10 protein-coding genes are annotated in these 14,944 nt (G+C 61.5%); 4 read left to right on the forward strand and 6 right to left on the reverse strand.

The annotated features are described in order from the left end of the window. Positions 1 to 52: 52 nt before the first annotated feature. Positions 53 to 1,930: an MFS transporter gene (locus Q6E04_RS04905; RefSeq protein ID WP_303249688.1), complete on the reverse strand. Its 1,878-nt coding sequence runs from the start codon at positions 1,928 to 1,930 to the stop codon at positions 53 to 55. A 786-nt stretch (positions 1,931 to 2,716) separates the two neighbouring features. Here Q6E04_RS04905 and ahpC point away from each other — a divergent pair. Further along, a complete protein-coding gene (gene ahpC, locus Q6E04_RS04910; protein ID WP_303249689.1) occupies positions 2,717 to 3,280 on the forward strand; it encodes an alkyl hydroperoxide reductase subunit C in 564 nt (187 codons plus the stop codon). Between the two features lie 110 nt (positions 3,281 to 3,390). Next, positions 3,391 to 5,034 (forward strand): FAD-dependent oxidoreductase, encoded by a 1,644-nt coding sequence (locus Q6E04_RS04915; RefSeq protein WP_303249690.1) that lies wholly within the window; start codon positions 3,391 to 3,393, stop codon positions 5,032 to 5,034. A 112-nt stretch (positions 5,035 to 5,146) separates the two neighbouring features. On the opposite strand, the gene Q6E04_RS04920 is transcribed toward Q6E04_RS04915, so the two are convergent. The 4 genes from Q6E04_RS04920 to Q6E04_RS04935 form a co-directional block, all read right to left on the reverse strand. Then, complete coding sequence (locus Q6E04_RS04920; RefSeq protein WP_303249691.1) at positions 5,147 to 5,692, reverse strand: GNAT family N-acetyltransferase; 546 nt, start codon at positions 5,690 to 5,692, stop codon at positions 5,147 to 5,149. A 113-nt stretch (positions 5,693 to 5,805) separates the two neighbouring features. Further along, the gene (sstT, locus tag Q6E04_RS04925; protein ID WP_303249692.1) at positions 5,806 to 7,041 is read right to left on the reverse strand and encodes a serine/threonine transporter SstT; all 1,236 of its coding nucleotides are present in this window, start codon (positions 7,039 to 7,041) and stop codon (positions 5,806 to 5,808) included. 230 nt (positions 7,042 to 7,271) lie between these two features. After that, the gene (locus tag Q6E04_RS04930; protein ID WP_303249693.1) at positions 7,272 to 8,912 is read right to left on the reverse strand and encodes a sensor histidine kinase KdpD; all 1,641 of its coding nucleotides are present in this window, start codon (positions 8,910 to 8,912) and stop codon (positions 7,272 to 7,274) included. A gap of 2 nt (positions 8,913 to 8,914) precedes the next feature. Next, entirely contained in the window at positions 8,915 to 9,634 is a 720-nt protein-coding gene (locus tag Q6E04_RS04935; RefSeq protein ID WP_303249694.1) for a response regulator transcription factor, read from the reverse strand. Positions 9,635 to 9,819: 185 nt separating this feature from the next. Between Q6E04_RS04935 and Q6E04_RS04940 the strand changes: the two genes are divergently transcribed. Together Q6E04_RS04940 and Q6E04_RS04945 are read left to right on the forward strand one after the other, a co-directional pair. Then, positions 9,820 to 10,599 (forward strand): ABC transporter ATP-binding protein, encoded by a 780-nt coding sequence (locus Q6E04_RS04940; RefSeq protein ID WP_303249695.1) that lies wholly within the window; start codon positions 9,820 to 9,822, stop codon positions 10,597 to 10,599. Continuing rightward, positions 10,589 to 12,694: an FtsX-like permease family protein gene (locus tag Q6E04_RS04945; protein WP_303249696.1), complete on the forward strand. Its 2,106-nt coding sequence runs from the start codon at positions 10,589 to 10,591 to the stop codon at positions 12,692 to 12,694. The genes Q6E04_RS04940 and Q6E04_RS04945 overlap by 11 nt, the downstream gene beginning before the upstream one ends. Before the next feature lie 365 nt (positions 12,695 to 13,059). Here Q6E04_RS04945 and Q6E04_RS04950 read toward each other — a convergent pair whose 3' ends face one another. Next, positions 13,060 to 14,721 carry a PLP-dependent aminotransferase family protein gene (locus tag Q6E04_RS04950; protein WP_303249697.1) on the reverse strand — a complete coding sequence of 554 codons (1,662 nt, stop codon included), beginning with the start codon at positions 14,719 to 14,721 and terminating at the stop codon, positions 13,060 to 13,062. Positions 14,722 to 14,944 lie beyond the last annotated feature (223 nt).

The following is a 14,944-nucleotide window of genomic DNA, read 5'->3' on the forward strand; positions in this document are numbered from 1 at the left end:
GCGAAATCGAAGCGGCCCCGATGCATGGTATGCATCGGGGCCGCTTTTCTGCTTACGAACGCGGTTTCGCGTCGGCTTGACCCGCGCGCTGCATCGCGTAGCGGATCACGGTCGACCTGTTGATCGTACCGACTACTTTGTCGTCGCGTACGACGGGCACCTTCTTGAGCTTGTGGCGCGCAAGAAGCGCGCAGGCCTCTTCGAACGTCGAGCGATCGTCGATCGAGACCAGGCGGTCGGTCGCCACCGTTTTCACGGGCAGCGCCATCAGTTCGCGCAAACGTTCGTCGAAGCCGCCTTCTTCGGCCATCGCGATGAGCGAATAGCCGTCCATGACCAGGGGATGCTTGTCGGCGAGGTATCGGATGATGTCGCCGTCGGAAAGAAAGCCCGTGCCGCGTCCTTCGGCGTCGACGACGGGCATGCCGCCTACGCGGCGTTCGACGAAGGATTCCATGGCATGCGCGACCGTATCGGACTCGTTCAGAAGGAAGGGGTCGCGTTCCATGATGGCGTTCAGCCCCGTGTATTCGACGGCGGGCGCAGCGGCGCTCTCGCGTCGTTTCGCCGCAAGCGCGTAGACGAGCGCAGTGCCGAAACCGACCGCCGCCACCGCGGCGGCTACGGTCATCGCGGCGCCGAAGCCTTCGGCGCATGCGAGCTGTGCCGAAGTTCCGTTCGCGATCGCGTCGGCTTCGACCGACGACATGATGCCCGTGTAAAGCGAAGGGCCGATGCAGGCGGCTATCTGCACGAACGTGGTGGAAAGCGCCACGCCGAAGGGGTGCAGTTCGGGTGCAAGCGTGCGTAGGCCTGCGGTCTGCGAGGGCGAGAAGATCAATCCGACGCCCGACAGCGTGACGAGCGAACCGGTCAGCATGGCGACAAGCGACAGGCTCGGAGCGCTTGCCGCGACAAGCCCGAAGCCGACCGTCACCACGGCGAATCCGATAGGCAGCAGGGGCCACTCGCCGTATTTGTCCATGATGCGCCCGCCGAGCAACGTGATGAAGGTGTTGGCCAGGACGGGCACGAGCATGACGATGCCGGCGAAAAACGCCGTGGTGCCCAGCGCTCCTTCGAAATACAGAGGCAGAAGCACGCTCATGGAAAACGTCGACATCATGGCTACGGTGGCGAGGAGCAGCGTCGGCCAGAAACGGATGCTTTTGGCGGGGGCGAGGTCGATCAACGGGTGCTCGCAACGGAGCTGGCGAACGATGAACGCGGCTCCTATAGGGACGGCCGCGACCAGCGCCGCGACGGCCGCGGGCGTATTCATCGCCAGATTGGCCAGGCCGAATGACAACAGGAACAAGGCGACCGAGGAAAGCGCCACCGACGCGAGGTCTAGATGCGCGCGGCCGACCTCGAGGTTTTTCACGAAGAAGAAACCGAGCAGCGCGATGACGGCCATGGCGACGGCGGGCACTGCGAAGACGAATCGCCATCCGAAGCCGGTTACGATCGCGCCGCAGACCACGGGAGCGAACGCGGGGCCGAATGTGATCATGCAGCTGCCGATCGACATATAGGTGCCTAACTTGTTCTTGGGCGTGACGGCCAGGATCGTGTTCATCATGAGCGGGATGAAGATGCCCGTGCCGACGGCTTGAACGAGGCGTGCGCATAGAAGCATCGCGAAGCTTTGGGCGAACAGGCCCATGACCGATCCTGCGAAAGAGAGGGCGGAAGCCGAGAAGAACAGCGTGCGCAGCTTGAAGCGGCGGTAGAAGAAAGCCATGCATGTCACGACGACGGTGGCGACGATCATATAGCCTGTGACCAGCCATTGCGCAGTGATCGAATCGATAGCGTATTCGGCCATGATCGACATAAGCGCCATGTTGACGAGGTTTTCGTTGAATCCTGCGAGAAATGCTGCGCTATAGAGCACGCCGAGCAGCAATATGAGGGGTTTTCCCTGCATGGGCGTCCTTTCGTGTCCGATGTGCGAAACGCCAAGGCGCCTTATGCGGGTAAGCCTTGGACGGCAGCCTAGACTTACGTTGGAAGGAACTGCATGCTGCGAACGCTATTGTAACGAAAGGGCGAACGGCGCCGTAAGCGCCGACCATGAAAGCTTCATATCGCGCTCACGCGTAGGGGGCGTTTCGTTCCGAAACGAAAAGCGGCCCCGCGAAGGGGCCGCTGCGCCTTTCGAGTGCAGGTCGGCGCGTTTCCTGCATACGTCAGTATTTCCGCACGGCGTGCCGTGCAAGGAGGAAGGGCGGCGGGCCGCGCGCCAAGGGGGTAGGAGCGCGGCCGTCTTCGGAAAAGCATTTCGTGGAATCCAGCGCAGCCCGGGCGGGCGAACCCGTAATGCTGCCGCCTGCGAATCGCCGGCCGCCCGAAACGGAAAGGGGCGCCCGTCTCAGGCGGCTGCTGCTTTCGCGGTGGATGTTAACCACAGGAAACTTATACCGCGTCATTTCGCTCGAGTCAAGAGATTTTTCGATGAAAGTGCAATTATTCAGATAAACAAACTAGGTCAAAACAGAAACAAGACTATGAACTGGGATAATACGCACGTTCACGAGATCATTACGAGAAAACGACGCCCCGCACACTCTGATTTCATAGCCGCGCGCCGGCTTATTTCGCTAATTGTTACAAAAATGGTTGCAATTAAAATCGCGTTGGGTAGAATGGGTTGCGTCACATAGAGATGGCGGGAAACGAAACCCCCGCCGCATACCTTTCAAGGAGTTATACCATGTCTTTGATCAACAAGGAAATCGCCGACTTCTCCGTCGAAGCTTTCTACCAGGACGACTTCAAGACCGTCACCAAGAACGACGTTCTGGGCAAGTGGAGCGTGTTCTTCTTCTATCCCGCCGACTTCACCTTCGTCTGCCCGACCGAGCTGGAGGACCTCGCCAACAAGTACGAGGAGTTCCAGAAGATCGGCTGCGAGATCTACTCCGTCTCCACCGACACTCACTTCGTGCACAAGGCCTGGCATGACGAGTCCGAGCGCATCAAGAAGATCCAGTACCCCATGCTCGCCGACCCGACCCATGCCCTGGCCAAGGACTTCAAGGTCCTGATCAAGGAGAACGGCCTCGCCGAGCGCGGCACCTTCATCGTCGACCCCGAGGGCCGCATCCAGTCCTACCAGGTAAACGCCGGCGGCGTCGGTCGTAACGCCGACGAGCTGCTCCGCCTGGTCCAGGCCTGCCAGTTCGTCGCCGAGCACGGCGATCAGGTCTGCCCTGCCAAGTGGCAGCCGGGCGGCGAGACCCTCAAGCCGAGCCTCGATCTGGTCGGCCAGCTGTAAGTCCGGACGCTTTCGGCCGTTCGGCCGCGCCGGACGGCGTTATCCGGAAACGAACAAGAATCCCGAAGAGGCCGCCATCGCGGCCTCTTTTTCTGCAAAGGAACGTTTATATGGAACATAAGGATATATATGACGCCGTCGTCGTGGGCGGCGGCCCCGCCGGTCTCACCGCGGCCTTGTATCTGGCGCGCGCCCGCATGCGCGTGCTCGTCGTCGAGAAGGATCGCTTCGGCGGCCAGATCGCCATCACGTCCGAAGTGGTGAACTATCCGGGCGTCGAGAAGGTTTCAGGCGCGGCGTTGACCGATACTATGCGCGCGCAGGCCGCATCCTTCGGCGCCGAGTTCATGGCGGCCGAGGTGCTCGGTCTGGATATGGACGGCGATGTGAAGACCGTGCGTACGTCGAAGGGCGACCTGGGTGCCTTCGCCGTGTTGGTCGCTACCGGCGCCCGCCCGCGTCGCGCGGGCATCGAGGGCGAGGACCGTTTCGCGGGCCGCGGCGTGGGTTATTGCGCCACCTGCGACGGCGAGTTCTTCGCGGGCAAAGAGGTGTTCGTCATCGGCGGCGGCTTCTCTGCGGCCGAAGAGGGCGTGTTCTTGACCAAATACGCCGACCACGTGACTATCCTCGTGCGCGGAGACGATTTCACCTGTGCTCCCGGCGCCGCCGCCGCGGCTCGCGATCACGAGAAGGTCACCGTGCTGACGAATACGGAAGCAACCGCCATCGAAGGCGGCGAGCTCATGCGTGCGCTGCATTATCGCAACAACGTCACGGGCGAAGAGTTCGTCTATCGCGCTCCCGAAGGCGACACGTTCGGCCTGTTCGTGTTCGCGGGCTACGAGCCTGCGACCGAGCTTGCGGCCGACTTGGCCGAGATGACCGAATGGGGCTATATCGTCACCGACGAGGGCCAGCGCACCGCCGCGCCCGGCCTGTTCGCGGCGGGCGATGTATGCTCCAAGGAGCTGCGTCAGGTGGTCACCGCCACGGCCGACGGCGCGAAGGCCGCGGCATCGATCGAGCATTACGCGGTGCAGATGCAGCAGAAGACAGGTATCGTTCCCGTGCGCGTCGAGCAGGCCGCCGCTGGGGCGCAGGCCGAGCAACCCGAGGCTGCGCCTCAGGCCGGCTCCGCCGCCGTTTCCGATCTTTTCGACGAAAGCATGCTGGCTCAGCTGGGCGCGGTGTTCTCCCGCATGGCGGCTCCGGTCGTGCTCGAGCTGCATGAAAACGCGTCCGCTGCTTCGGCCGAGCTCGTCGCATACGCCGAGGCGCTCGCGGGGCTGACCGACCGCGTGGACGTGGTGCGCGGCGAGGCCGCTCCTGCCGACGCGGCTCCGTTCGTGCGCGTGCTGCGCGCCGACGGAACCGACAGCGGCCTGGCCTTCCACGGCGTGCCGGGCGGCCACGAGTTCACCTCGTTCGTCTTGGGCCTGTATAACGTGGCGGGCCCCGGCCAGCCGCTCGACGACGCCGCGCGCGAACGAATCGCTGCGGTGCAGGGCCCGGTCGACATCAAGGTGATCGTTTCGCTTTCGTGCACCATGTGCCCCGAAACGGTGGTCGCCGCACAGCGCATCGCCGCCGAAAACGAGGGCGTGCGCGCCGAGGTCTACGACATTGCCCATGCACCCGAGCTCAAGGAGCGCTACAACGTGATGAGTGTGCCGTGTGTCGTGGTGAACGACGGCGAAAAGGTCCTGTTCGGACGTAAGAACATCGAGCAGATGCTCGACGACCTGGCGTAAGCGTTCCCGCTTCGCCGAAACGGACGCCCTGGTCGCGTGCGGCCGTCTTCCCTGAAGAACGAGGTTGAAGACGAGCTGCGCGCGCCGGGGCGTTTTTGCGCTTGAAGGCGTTTTAGAAAGCGCTCGTTTGCCGCAAGTCGTATTCGAGTTGGCAGTCGAATGGCTCTTTCTCGACATGCGCAGGGCTTATATAGGCCGCGTCGATGCAGCCGACGGATTCATAGAACGCCTGCGTTTCGATGGCGGAATGCGATGAAAGGTAGAGCTTGTCCGCCCCTTGCTTGCGCGCCCAACGGGCGGCCGATCGGAAGAGCTCTCGTCCGATGCCTTGGCCGCGCATATCGGCCGAAACGAAGAGGTCGCACAGGTCGCGATAGATTCCGTTCGGGCCGAGGGGCTCCGGATCGACGGATACGAACCCTTTGAGCGAACCGTCGCTGAAGGCTCCGAGGAGCAAGCCGCCGCGTTCGACGAGGTTGCGCAGATGGGCGATGAGCTCTTGATAGTCTTGTTCGTCCCAGTCGTCGACGAAGGGGTCGATCTCGATCGTCCATGCGCCGTTTCGCCATCGACGGCATAGGTCGACGTCTTGACGGCGGATGAAGTCGGAGAAAAGCCCTCTGTCGATCGAGTGCGATTCTATGATGCGGCAGTGCATTGCGCATTCCTTTCGTTCTGCTGGAGGAGGGGATGGGATACGGCGCGCATCGTTGCGCGACGATACAAAAAAGGAGCCGCATGCGGCTCCTTTTCATGGTAAGCGAAAGGAATTTATTTTTCCCACTCGCTATAGTCGATGACCTGGCCGTTCTTGCGGCGCTCGCGGTATTCCGCGGCGGCCGTGAACAGGACGTCGGTAGAGGAGTTCAGCGCGGTCTCGCAGGAGTCCTGGATCACGCCGATGATGAAGCCGACGGCCACGACCTGCATGGCGATGTCGTTGCCGATTCCGAACAGCGAGCATGCAAGCGGGATGAGCATGAGCGAGCCGCCCGCGACGCCGGATGCGCCGCATGCGGACACGGCGGCCAGCACGGACAGGATCACGGCGGTGGGAAGGTCGACGGAGATGCCCAGGGTATGGGAAGCGGCCATGGCCATGACGGTGATGGTGACGGCCGCGCCGCCCATGTTGATGGTGGCGCCCAGCGGGATGGAGACGGAGTAGACGTCTTTATCCAGCTTGAGCTTGCGGCACAGCTCCATGTTCACGGGGATGTTCGCGGCGGAGCTGCGGGTGAAAAACGCCGTGAGACCGGATTCCTTCAGCGTGCGGATGACCAGCGGATAGGGGTTTTTGCGGGTGAAGAAGTAGACGATGAGCGGGTTGGCGACGAAGGCCAGGAACGCCATGCAGCCGACAAGAACCAGCAGCAGCTTGCCGTATTCGGTGAAGATTTCGAGGCCGTTGGTGGACACGGCGGTATACACCAGGCCGAAGATGCCGAAGGGGGCGAGGCTGATGACCCAGCGCACGACGTGACCCACGGCGTCGGAGATGTCGGTGAAGATGTTCTTGGTAGCTTCGGAGGCGATGCGCAATGCCACGCCCAGAAGGACGCCCCATGCGAGGATGCCCAGGTAGTTGGCGTTGACGAGGGCGTCGACGGGGTTTGCCACCAGATTCATGACGAGCGTGCTCAAAACTTCGCCGACGCCTTCGGGCGATGCCTTGTCGGCCGCCTCGAGGCCTTCGAGCGTGAGTTCGATCGGGAAGAGGTAGCTTGCGACGACGGCCACAAGCGCGGCGATGAAGGTGCAAAGCACGTAAAGCGCGACGATCGTCTTCATGGACCCGTCGGCGCGCGCATTGGTGAGCGCGGCGATGACCAGGAAGAAGACGAGGATGGGCGCAACCGCCTTGAGGGCGCCGACGAAAAGGTCGCCGAAGATGCTGAGCCACGTGAGGGTCGGTGCGACGACGCCGAGCACGGCGCCGAAGACGAGGAAGACCAGGATTCTCTTGATGAGGCTGATCTCGTTCCATTTTTGCCAGATTTTTTTCACCACAGGTCCTTTCGTTCATCGATGGATCGCGGCGCGACTGATTCGAATACTATCGATGCAGTCGCGCTGGCCACCTGAAATGTCATGGGTGCCACTATAGCCGTTTCGCGTTTTGTTTCGCTGGAGTACCTCCCAAATAGGGTAAAGGGCCGCTCGCGGGTGCGAGTGGCCCTTCTTCGGGGAGAATTCGACCGATACGCGTTCGTCGTCGCGCAGTCGGCAGCGCCTGTTTACGCTTTCCGGCATGCGGCTTCGGTGCATGCCGGCCGTTGCTTTTGCCGAGGCGTCGCGGGCAAGGTCATCGTGGCGACGAATCCTCCCTGCCGTCCGCTCGAGAACTCGACGCGTCCCTCATGTGCCGCGGCGATGCGGGCCACCAGCGAGAGGCCGAGTCCGTGTTCGTTAAGTCCGATGAGGTCTTTCGGTTCGAGCAGGGGTCGATCGCGCGAGGGTTCGCTTTCCGTCGCCGCCTGTGCGGCGTCGGGGCAGTATTCGTGATAATGGGGCGGCGGCACGGGGCCTTCCGACGAGCTTTCGTCCGGTCGGTCGAGGGAGATGTCGTAGGCCTCGCGATTGAGCCGCGCGATCAGCGCTTCGTCGAGCCCCTTGCCGTCGTCGGCCGCGCCGATGACGGTCTTGCCGTCGATTGTATCGACGAATAGACGTATCGTGCATCCCTTCTCGTTGTGTCTGATGGCGTTATCGACCAGGTTGCGCAGCGCTCTGTCGATGAGGCGTTCGTCGATCGACGGGGTCGAGTTTTGCGCGCGTGCGGTCACGTCGGCCTCGATTTCGAACGGTCCGTCGGGGTAGGTGTTCGCATAGTCGGCGGCGATGTTGCGAACCGTTCGCGCGATTCTTGCGGGCTTCATATCGACGGGCTGCATGTCGTATTCGAGCTTCGAGGCTATGTTGAGGTCAGACACCAGGTCGCGAATGCGCGCATTCTGTCGTTCGATGATGCGTGCCGATTCCCGCGTCGATTCGCCCGCCGTGTCGTCCGAGGCGATGCGTTCGGCGTGGCCCATGGATATCGCCAGGGGCGTCCTGACGTCGTGGCTGACTCCCGATACCCATCGTTTGCGCGCCTCGTCTTTGCGGCGCATGACGGCGCTTGCTGCATTGATCGTCTCGCCTACGTCTTTCAGCGAGCCTTTGAGCTGTACGTGGACGGGCTTGCCGCATGCAAGTTCGTCGAGGGCTTCGATCATGGGCGCGATGCTTTTCGCCACGCGCCGCTTCGACACCATGTAGACGAGATAGAGCACGGCCGCATCGACGAAGAAGATGAACAATGCGTACAAGGGCATATGCGCCAGGCTTTGCTGGGGCAGATACGACACGATGTTCATGGCATAGGAGTCTTTCGGGAATCCCGTGACGAGCAGCCCATCGTCTCGTTTGCAGACGAAGCAGGGAAAATCGTCCAGGTATCCCGATCGCGAGAATACCGCCACTTCCGACAGGGTGTAAGGGCGAAGCACGCTTTCGGGCGCATTGCGGCTCCATAGAATCTCGCCTTCCTCCGAAAGGAGCATGGCCCAGCATTGCTCGTAATCCATCCAGGCGGCTTCGCTTTCGTGCAGGGCATATGTGCCGTCTTCGCCGCGGACGAGCTTGTCGCCGATGGTCAGCGTGATGCTTTTCGGAGATCCGTTGCCGAACGCCTGCGTGTTCTCGTAGATGGCGATGCCTATATAAAGGAAAAGGTCTAAGACGAGCAGCGCGACGCAGACCGCGGAGAATGCGACGGCCTGCTTGCCGAAGAAGAACGGCGCGGACGCTTTTTTCCGGGCCCGCTCTGCCCGACGGCGGGCGGATTTGTCGGAGCGTCGCGGGTTTCGCGCGGACTCCGTTTTCGCATCGTTCATGGTCAGCGCTCCTTATGGGCGACCAGCTTGTATCCGATGCCTTTCGCCGTGACGAGCGAGCGGGGGTGCGACGGGTCGGCTTCGATTTTTTCGCGTATGCGGCGTACATGCGTCATAAGCGATTGCTCGTACCCGAACGAATCGCCCCATGCGGCCTCGCAGAGGGCGTCGGTGGTGACGATGCGCCCTGCATTGCGCGCCAGGGCTTCGAGAAGAGCGCGTTCTTTCACGGTGAGCGAGAGATGCTCGCCCGTGTCCTTGCGATGTACGTCTGCGTTGTCCAGGTCGAGCACGCAATCGGCGAGCTCGACGGTCTCGGGGTCGGCCGGGTAGCAGCGACGCAGCACGGCCGCGATGCGCAAGACGAGTTCCTGGGGGCTGAACGGCTTGGTCACGTAATCGTCGGCGCCCGACCGAAGGCCCGAAAGCCGGTCGTCGGTCTCGTCTTTAGCGGTAAGGAATATTACGGGAAGAGGCGAGTCCGAATCGAATGCGCGCAGGTATTGGCATAGCGCGAATCCGTCGCCGTCGGGAAGCATCACATCGAGCAACGCGAGCTCCGGCTTCACGCGTCGAAACGCTTCGAGCGCCTCTTTGACGTTTCCCGCCTGCGTGACGTTGGAGAATCCCTCGGCGGCAAGCATCGATGCCACCATACGGCGCAGTTCCGGTTCGTCGTCTACGAGGAGAATGCGTCGTGATTTCAGATTCGCATCGCTCATGGCATACGCTCCTTTCTCGTTCTCGCTCCCATTAAAGCACGCGTGTCGTCGTCGTGGACGAGGCGGCTTCTTTTCGTCAGGCAAATGTCAGGTCGGCTCAAGGTTGGCGCCGGCGCCCCCCGATATCGTTGGTGCAGACGATATTCGCGCCGGCGCACGCCGGGGTTCGACGAGAGGAGGCGGCTATGGCGGGGCATGTGCTCGAAGTCAGGGACGCGACGAAACGATACGGAGGAGAGCGAAAGGATGCGCAGGCGGCCACGCTTGCGCTCGACGGAGTGAGTTTTTTCGTCGACGAAGGGGAATTCGTCGGCATCATGGGACCGAGCGGTTCGGGCAAGTCGACCTTGCTCAATTGCATCTCTACGATAGATACCGTCACGAGCGGCTCGATCTGCATCGCAGGTCGCGACGTCACGACTCTTTCGTCGAAGGAAGTGTCGCGTTTTCGTCGCGATGAACTGGGATTCGTGTTCCAGGATTCGAACCTTCTCGACACGCTTACCGTGCGCGAGAATATCGCGCTGGCTCTGACGATCCAAAAGGCGCCGGCTTCCCAGATAGACGCGCGCGTCGACGATATGGCGGCGCGGTTGGGAATCGGCGATATCCTGGAAAAGTATCCGTATCAGATATCGGGCGGTCAGAAGCAGCGCGCCGCCGCGGCTCGCGCCGTGATCGCACGTCCGAGCCTGGTGCTGGCCGACGAGCCGACGGGCGCTTTGGATTCGAAGTCGGCGACGCAGCTACTCGAGACGTTCGACCTGCTCAATAAGATGGGGGCATCCATCGTCATGGTGACGCACGATGCGTTCACCGCCAGCTGGTGCAGCCGCATCGTATTCATCAAAGACGGTCGTTTGTGGGGGCAGCTGCGCCGAGGAGACGATTCGCGTAAGGAATTCTTCTCGAAGGTGGTAGCCGCGGCTACAAGCCTGGGAAGCGAGGCCGGCGATGCTCGTTAAACTCGCTTTCGCCAACGTGCGCAAGTCCGCGAAGGATTTCGCGGTGTATTTCTTCACGTTGGTGCTCGGCATCGCCGTTTTCTATGCGTTCAATTCGATCGCCGACTCCCAGGCCGTGGCTCGCATTTCGCAAGATTCGCGGTCCATGGTCGAGCTTTTGAGCATGGTGATTTCGTTCGTGTCGGCATTCATCGCCGTTATCCTGGCGTTCCTCGTGCTGTATGCCAATCGGTTTTTGGTCAAGAGGCGCAATAAGGAATTCGCGCTGTATTTGACGCTCGGAATGCAGAAAAGCGACCTGCTCAAGATATCGGCTGCAGAGACGTTGATCGTAGGCGCGGCGTCTCTCGCCGTGGGCCTCGTCATCGGCATCGCCGTTTCGCAGGTGCTCTCGAATTTTGCGGCATCGATGTTCGATTCCGCCGTCGAGGGCGTGGCGTTTTCCGTATCGGGGGCCGCTTTGGCGCAGACCGTCGTCGCGTTTTCGGCCGTATTCGTCGTCGCGGCGGCATGGAACGCCGGGCATTTGTCCAAAGCCAAGCTGATCGACCTCCTGCAATCCGAACGCAAGAACGAGAGCATGAAGCTGCGCAGCCTGCCGCTGTCGTTTGCGCTGTTCCTGGTTTCGTGCGTCGTCATAGGCGTTTCGTACAAGCTGCTCATCGACAACGGCCTTCTTAACGTCAATGGGCAGTTCGTCGCGGCCACGATTCTCGTGTGCGCGGGTACGGTCCTGTTCTTCTATTCTCTGTCGGGCTTTCTGCTTCGTTTCGTCCAGATGATCCGCCCCTTGTATCTGCGCGGGTTGAACATGGTTTTCCTGCGGCAGCTTTCGGCGCGCGTGAACTCGGCGTTCGTCAGCATGAGCGTGATCGCGATCACGTTGTTCCTTGCCATGACAAGCGTATGCGGCGGCATCGGCATCTGCAACGCCATGCAGTCGGGGGTCGATGCGGGAACGAAATACGACGCCACCGTTTCCACCACCCATTTCTTCTATGAGGTCGGCGAAGACGGCATGGAGGCGATTCCCGTCTACGGAGAGGAGTTCTCCGATTTCGTGCGCGCCCATGGATACGATATGGCGAGCGGGCTTGCCGATAGCGCGGCGGTCGTCGGCGCTCCTTCTTGGGACGAGCTCGTGGATGAAAGCGTCCAGGTCGATTTCTACGATTCAGGCGTCGCTTACGGCGACCTGGAAGATGAGACGGGGGAGTCGCTTCTCGACTATGTGGGCGCGGGGCTGTTGTCCGACGATGCATCCTCGATGAATCTGGATGCCGTGGGCCTTTCCGCGTTCAATGCTGCGCGCGAGCTTGCGGGTCTCGATCCCGTGACGCTCGACGAGGGGGAATGCCTCTTGTGGAGCGATTTCGCCACGACTGCGCCGTATCTGGCGGCGGTCGCCGAAAAGGGGCCGATGCTTTCGGTGTTCGGAAACGATGTGCGTGTGCAGCGCGTTCTGTGCCGTGACACGCTCGAGGTCACGGGCGTCATGATGCGCGCCGGGGCGATCGTCGTCGACGATGCCTGCCTGCCCGAGGACGCCGTGCCGTATCAGTCCATTCTCGATGTGCGATGCGCGCCCGGCCAGCAGGAGGCGTTCCGTTCTTTCGCGAATGCGGTCGAGCAGACGCTGGATACGAATACGCAGCCGGTCACCATGGTCCAGACCGCCGATGGCGTGCGTTCGCAAAGCTTCGGTCTGACGGCGGTGGTGAGCTATCTGGCCATCTACATCGGCTTCGTTTTGGTGATAGCGTGCGCCGCGATCCTTGCCATTCAGCAATTGACCGATGCGGCCGATAACGCGCGTCGATACGATTTGCTCTCGAAGCTCGGAGCTCCTCGCGAGATGGTCGACGGAGCGTTGTTCAAGCAGGTGCTGGTGTATTTCGCCTTCCCGCTGATACTGGGGATAGCGCATACGTTGTGCGCCATGCAGGTGGTCACGGATGTGGTGCGCGTGTTCGGGAATTTCGACATCGGCGCGACGAGCGTCGTGGCCGTCGTATCGTTTTTGACGGTGTATGGAATCTACTTCTTGGTGACTTATATCAGCGCGCGATCGATAGTCGGTCAGGGCGGGCGATAGCATCGCGCGATCGATAGGCTTTCGGACCGAGACAAAAGAAAAGGCCGACACGCCTTAGCGGGTGTGCCGGCCTTTTGGGGAAGAAAGGCGCATGAGAGAGGTGCGCCATGGGATTGATTCGACTCGGGGTAAGCGGGTCGAAATCGAAGGAGGTCCGATCCGTCACGAGGGGAACGGGCGGATCGGATAAGGGGCATGTCCGATGGGTGTCATTCGGAACGCTTTCCATATTACGCGCTTTCCAGGGGGCGGGAATCGCCTGATAATCGGTATTCTCAGAAAGAAAAACGCCTACTCATTTTTTAGTGACCGATATAAAACCCCAGTTCATGCGCATTTCGAATCCACTGTTTTCAAGGAGTGCCTTAAATAAAGGGAGCGATGCCCCTCCAAAGCGCTTCTGCGGCCGCCTTGGCCCGGGTTTCATGAAGCGCCACGAGGCCGATGACAAGGCGGCATGAAACACGGCTTGTGTCGGTCTGCTTTTCGCCCGCGCCCGGCATCGGCGCATCGCCGAAGTCCGACAGCGCTGCGACGGCGACGTCTTGGCGTGCGAGCGACTGCACGAGGGCATGCTCGAGACGCGCCCTCGCGTCCGCATGGGGCTCATCGGGCGTTGCCTCGCGGGTTCGATGCGCCCCATGATCGGCTTGTATTTCCGGCCGCCGCCATCCAGAGCGGGTTGCAGGATTCCGTTCTTGCGGCTCGGGGGATTTCGCCTCGATGCGCAGGATGGCGTGCAGGCCCGAGTCGATGTTCTCGAGGGAGATATGGCGAGCGGCGGGCGTTTTCGCAAGCGCATCGACCAAAACGTCGCGTGCGGCGCGGCAGCGGGTTTTCGTGCGGTTGATGAAACGTTCGAAATCGCCGTGCTCCATAAAGCGTGCGAGGGCAAGCTGGTCGATCGCAGAGAGGGTGCAGGAATAGAATCCGAGTTTGCCTGCAAAGGCGTCGCGAAGATGGCGCGGCAGCACGAGATACGCGACGCGGAATGCGGGGCCGAGCGCCCGCGAGAACGTGTTGACGTAGATGACGCGTTCGTGTTCGTCGATGCTTGCAAGCGTAGGGAGAGGTTTTCCCACAAGCCTGAATTCGCCGTCGTAGTCGTCTTCGACGATATAGCGTCCTGGCGCTTCGTTCGCCCATGCGAGCAGTTCGTATCGTCGGCCGGCGGGCATATCGATTCCGGTGGGAAAATGATGGGTCGGCACGGTGTGGACAAGCGGAGGGTCGATGGAGCGCAATGCGTCTACATCGATGCCGTTTTCGTCGATCGGGATGCGTTCGACGGGGATGCCGTTGGCTTCGTAGACGCGTGCAAGGCGGCCGTAGCCCGGGTTTTCGACGGCGGCGCATGCGGGGCGGTCGAGCAACTGCACGATGAGGTTGTAAAGCACCTGAGACCCTGCGCCCACGACGATGAGGTCGGGGTCGACGGCGAACCCGCGCGTGCGGCGCAGGTGCTGCGCTATGGCGCGGCGCAGACGGTCTTCGCCGCGCGCATCGCCTGGGCCGATCAGCGTTTCGGCAGGCTCGAGCGAGAGCGTGTCGCGTAGCGATTTCGTCAAAAGCGCCAGCGGAAAGGCGTCGGCGGATACGGCGTTCGGCGACAGGTCGAAGCGGGGCCGTGCGGTTTTCGGGGCGATGGAGCGCGTATCTTTATCGCGCATCCACGGGCGTGCGGCTGCGGCGCGCCGCGCTTCGGCGGGCGATACGGCAGGCGCGGGACGCGCGTCGCAGGGAAGGGGACAGGGCTCGTCTTCGGCGGCAGCTTCTTTTGTGCGTTGCAATTCGCAGGCGAAGTATCCGCGGCGTGCTTCGGCGTAAAGGTAGCCTTCGGCGATCAGCTGCGCGTAGGCTGTCTCGACGGTGACCACCGCCACATCGAGATTGCGGGCGAGCGAACGTTTCGAGGGGAGTTTTTCATGGGGCGCTATCGCGCCCGTCTCGATATCGGTCCTGATGCATTTGCACAGGTGCACGTACAAGGGGTCTTCGCCGTGTGTGCTCATGTCGTAGCTAAGCATAAACTGACCTTACTCATTGAAAATCTGGCATTAGGCTGATTCTAGCAAAATGAGCGATATGGTTTATCTTGATATATCCAGAAAGATGTTTTCCTGGGAAAACGTCGCTTTTGGTGCGTATATAGACAATCGCTTCAGAGTGCGGGCCAGTGCTTCCGGGGGGGGGCTGCGCGCCGTAGGCGGGGCAAAGAAAAAGCGCCGCGGAGGCGCTTTTCCAGGTGCG

This window comes from uncultured Slackia sp., from assembly GCF_959608125.1.
Taxonomy (GTDB): domain Bacteria; phylum Actinomycetota; class Coriobacteriia; order Coriobacteriales; family Eggerthellaceae; genus Slackia.

Coding starts and splice junctions, on each gene's coding strand:
- Q6E04_RS04905 (WP_303249688.1), bottom strand. CDS start 1,930: ATGCAGGGAAAACCCCTCATATTGCTGCTCGGCGTGCTCTATAGCGCA.
- ahpC (WP_303249689.1), top strand. CDS start 2,717: ATGTCTTTGATCAACAAGGAAATCGCCGACTTCTCCGTCGAAGCTTTC.
- Q6E04_RS04915 (WP_303249690.1), top strand. CDS start 3,391: ATGGAACATAAGGATATATATGACGCCGTCGTCGTGGGCGGCGGCCCC.
- Q6E04_RS04920 (WP_303249691.1), bottom strand. CDS start 5,692: ATGCACTGCCGCATCATAGAATCGCACTCGATCGACAGAGGGCTTTTC.
- Q6E04_RS04930 (WP_303249693.1), bottom strand. CDS start 8,912: ATGAACGATGCGAAAACGGAGTCCGCGCGAAACCCGCGACGCTCCGAC.
- Q6E04_RS04935 (WP_303249694.1), bottom strand. CDS start 9,634: ATGAGCGATGCGAATCTGAAATCACGACGCATTCTCCTCGTAGACGAC.
- Q6E04_RS04940 (WP_303249695.1), top strand. CDS start 9,820: ATGGCGGGGCATGTGCTCGAAGTCAGGGACGCGACGAAACGATACGGA.
- Q6E04_RS04945 (WP_303249696.1), top strand. CDS start 10,589: ATGCTCGTTAAACTCGCTTTCGCCAACGTGCGCAAGTCCGCGAAGGAT.
- Q6E04_RS04950 (WP_303249697.1), bottom strand. CDS start 14,721: ATGCTTAGCTACGACATGAGCACACACGGCGAAGACCCCTTGTACGTG.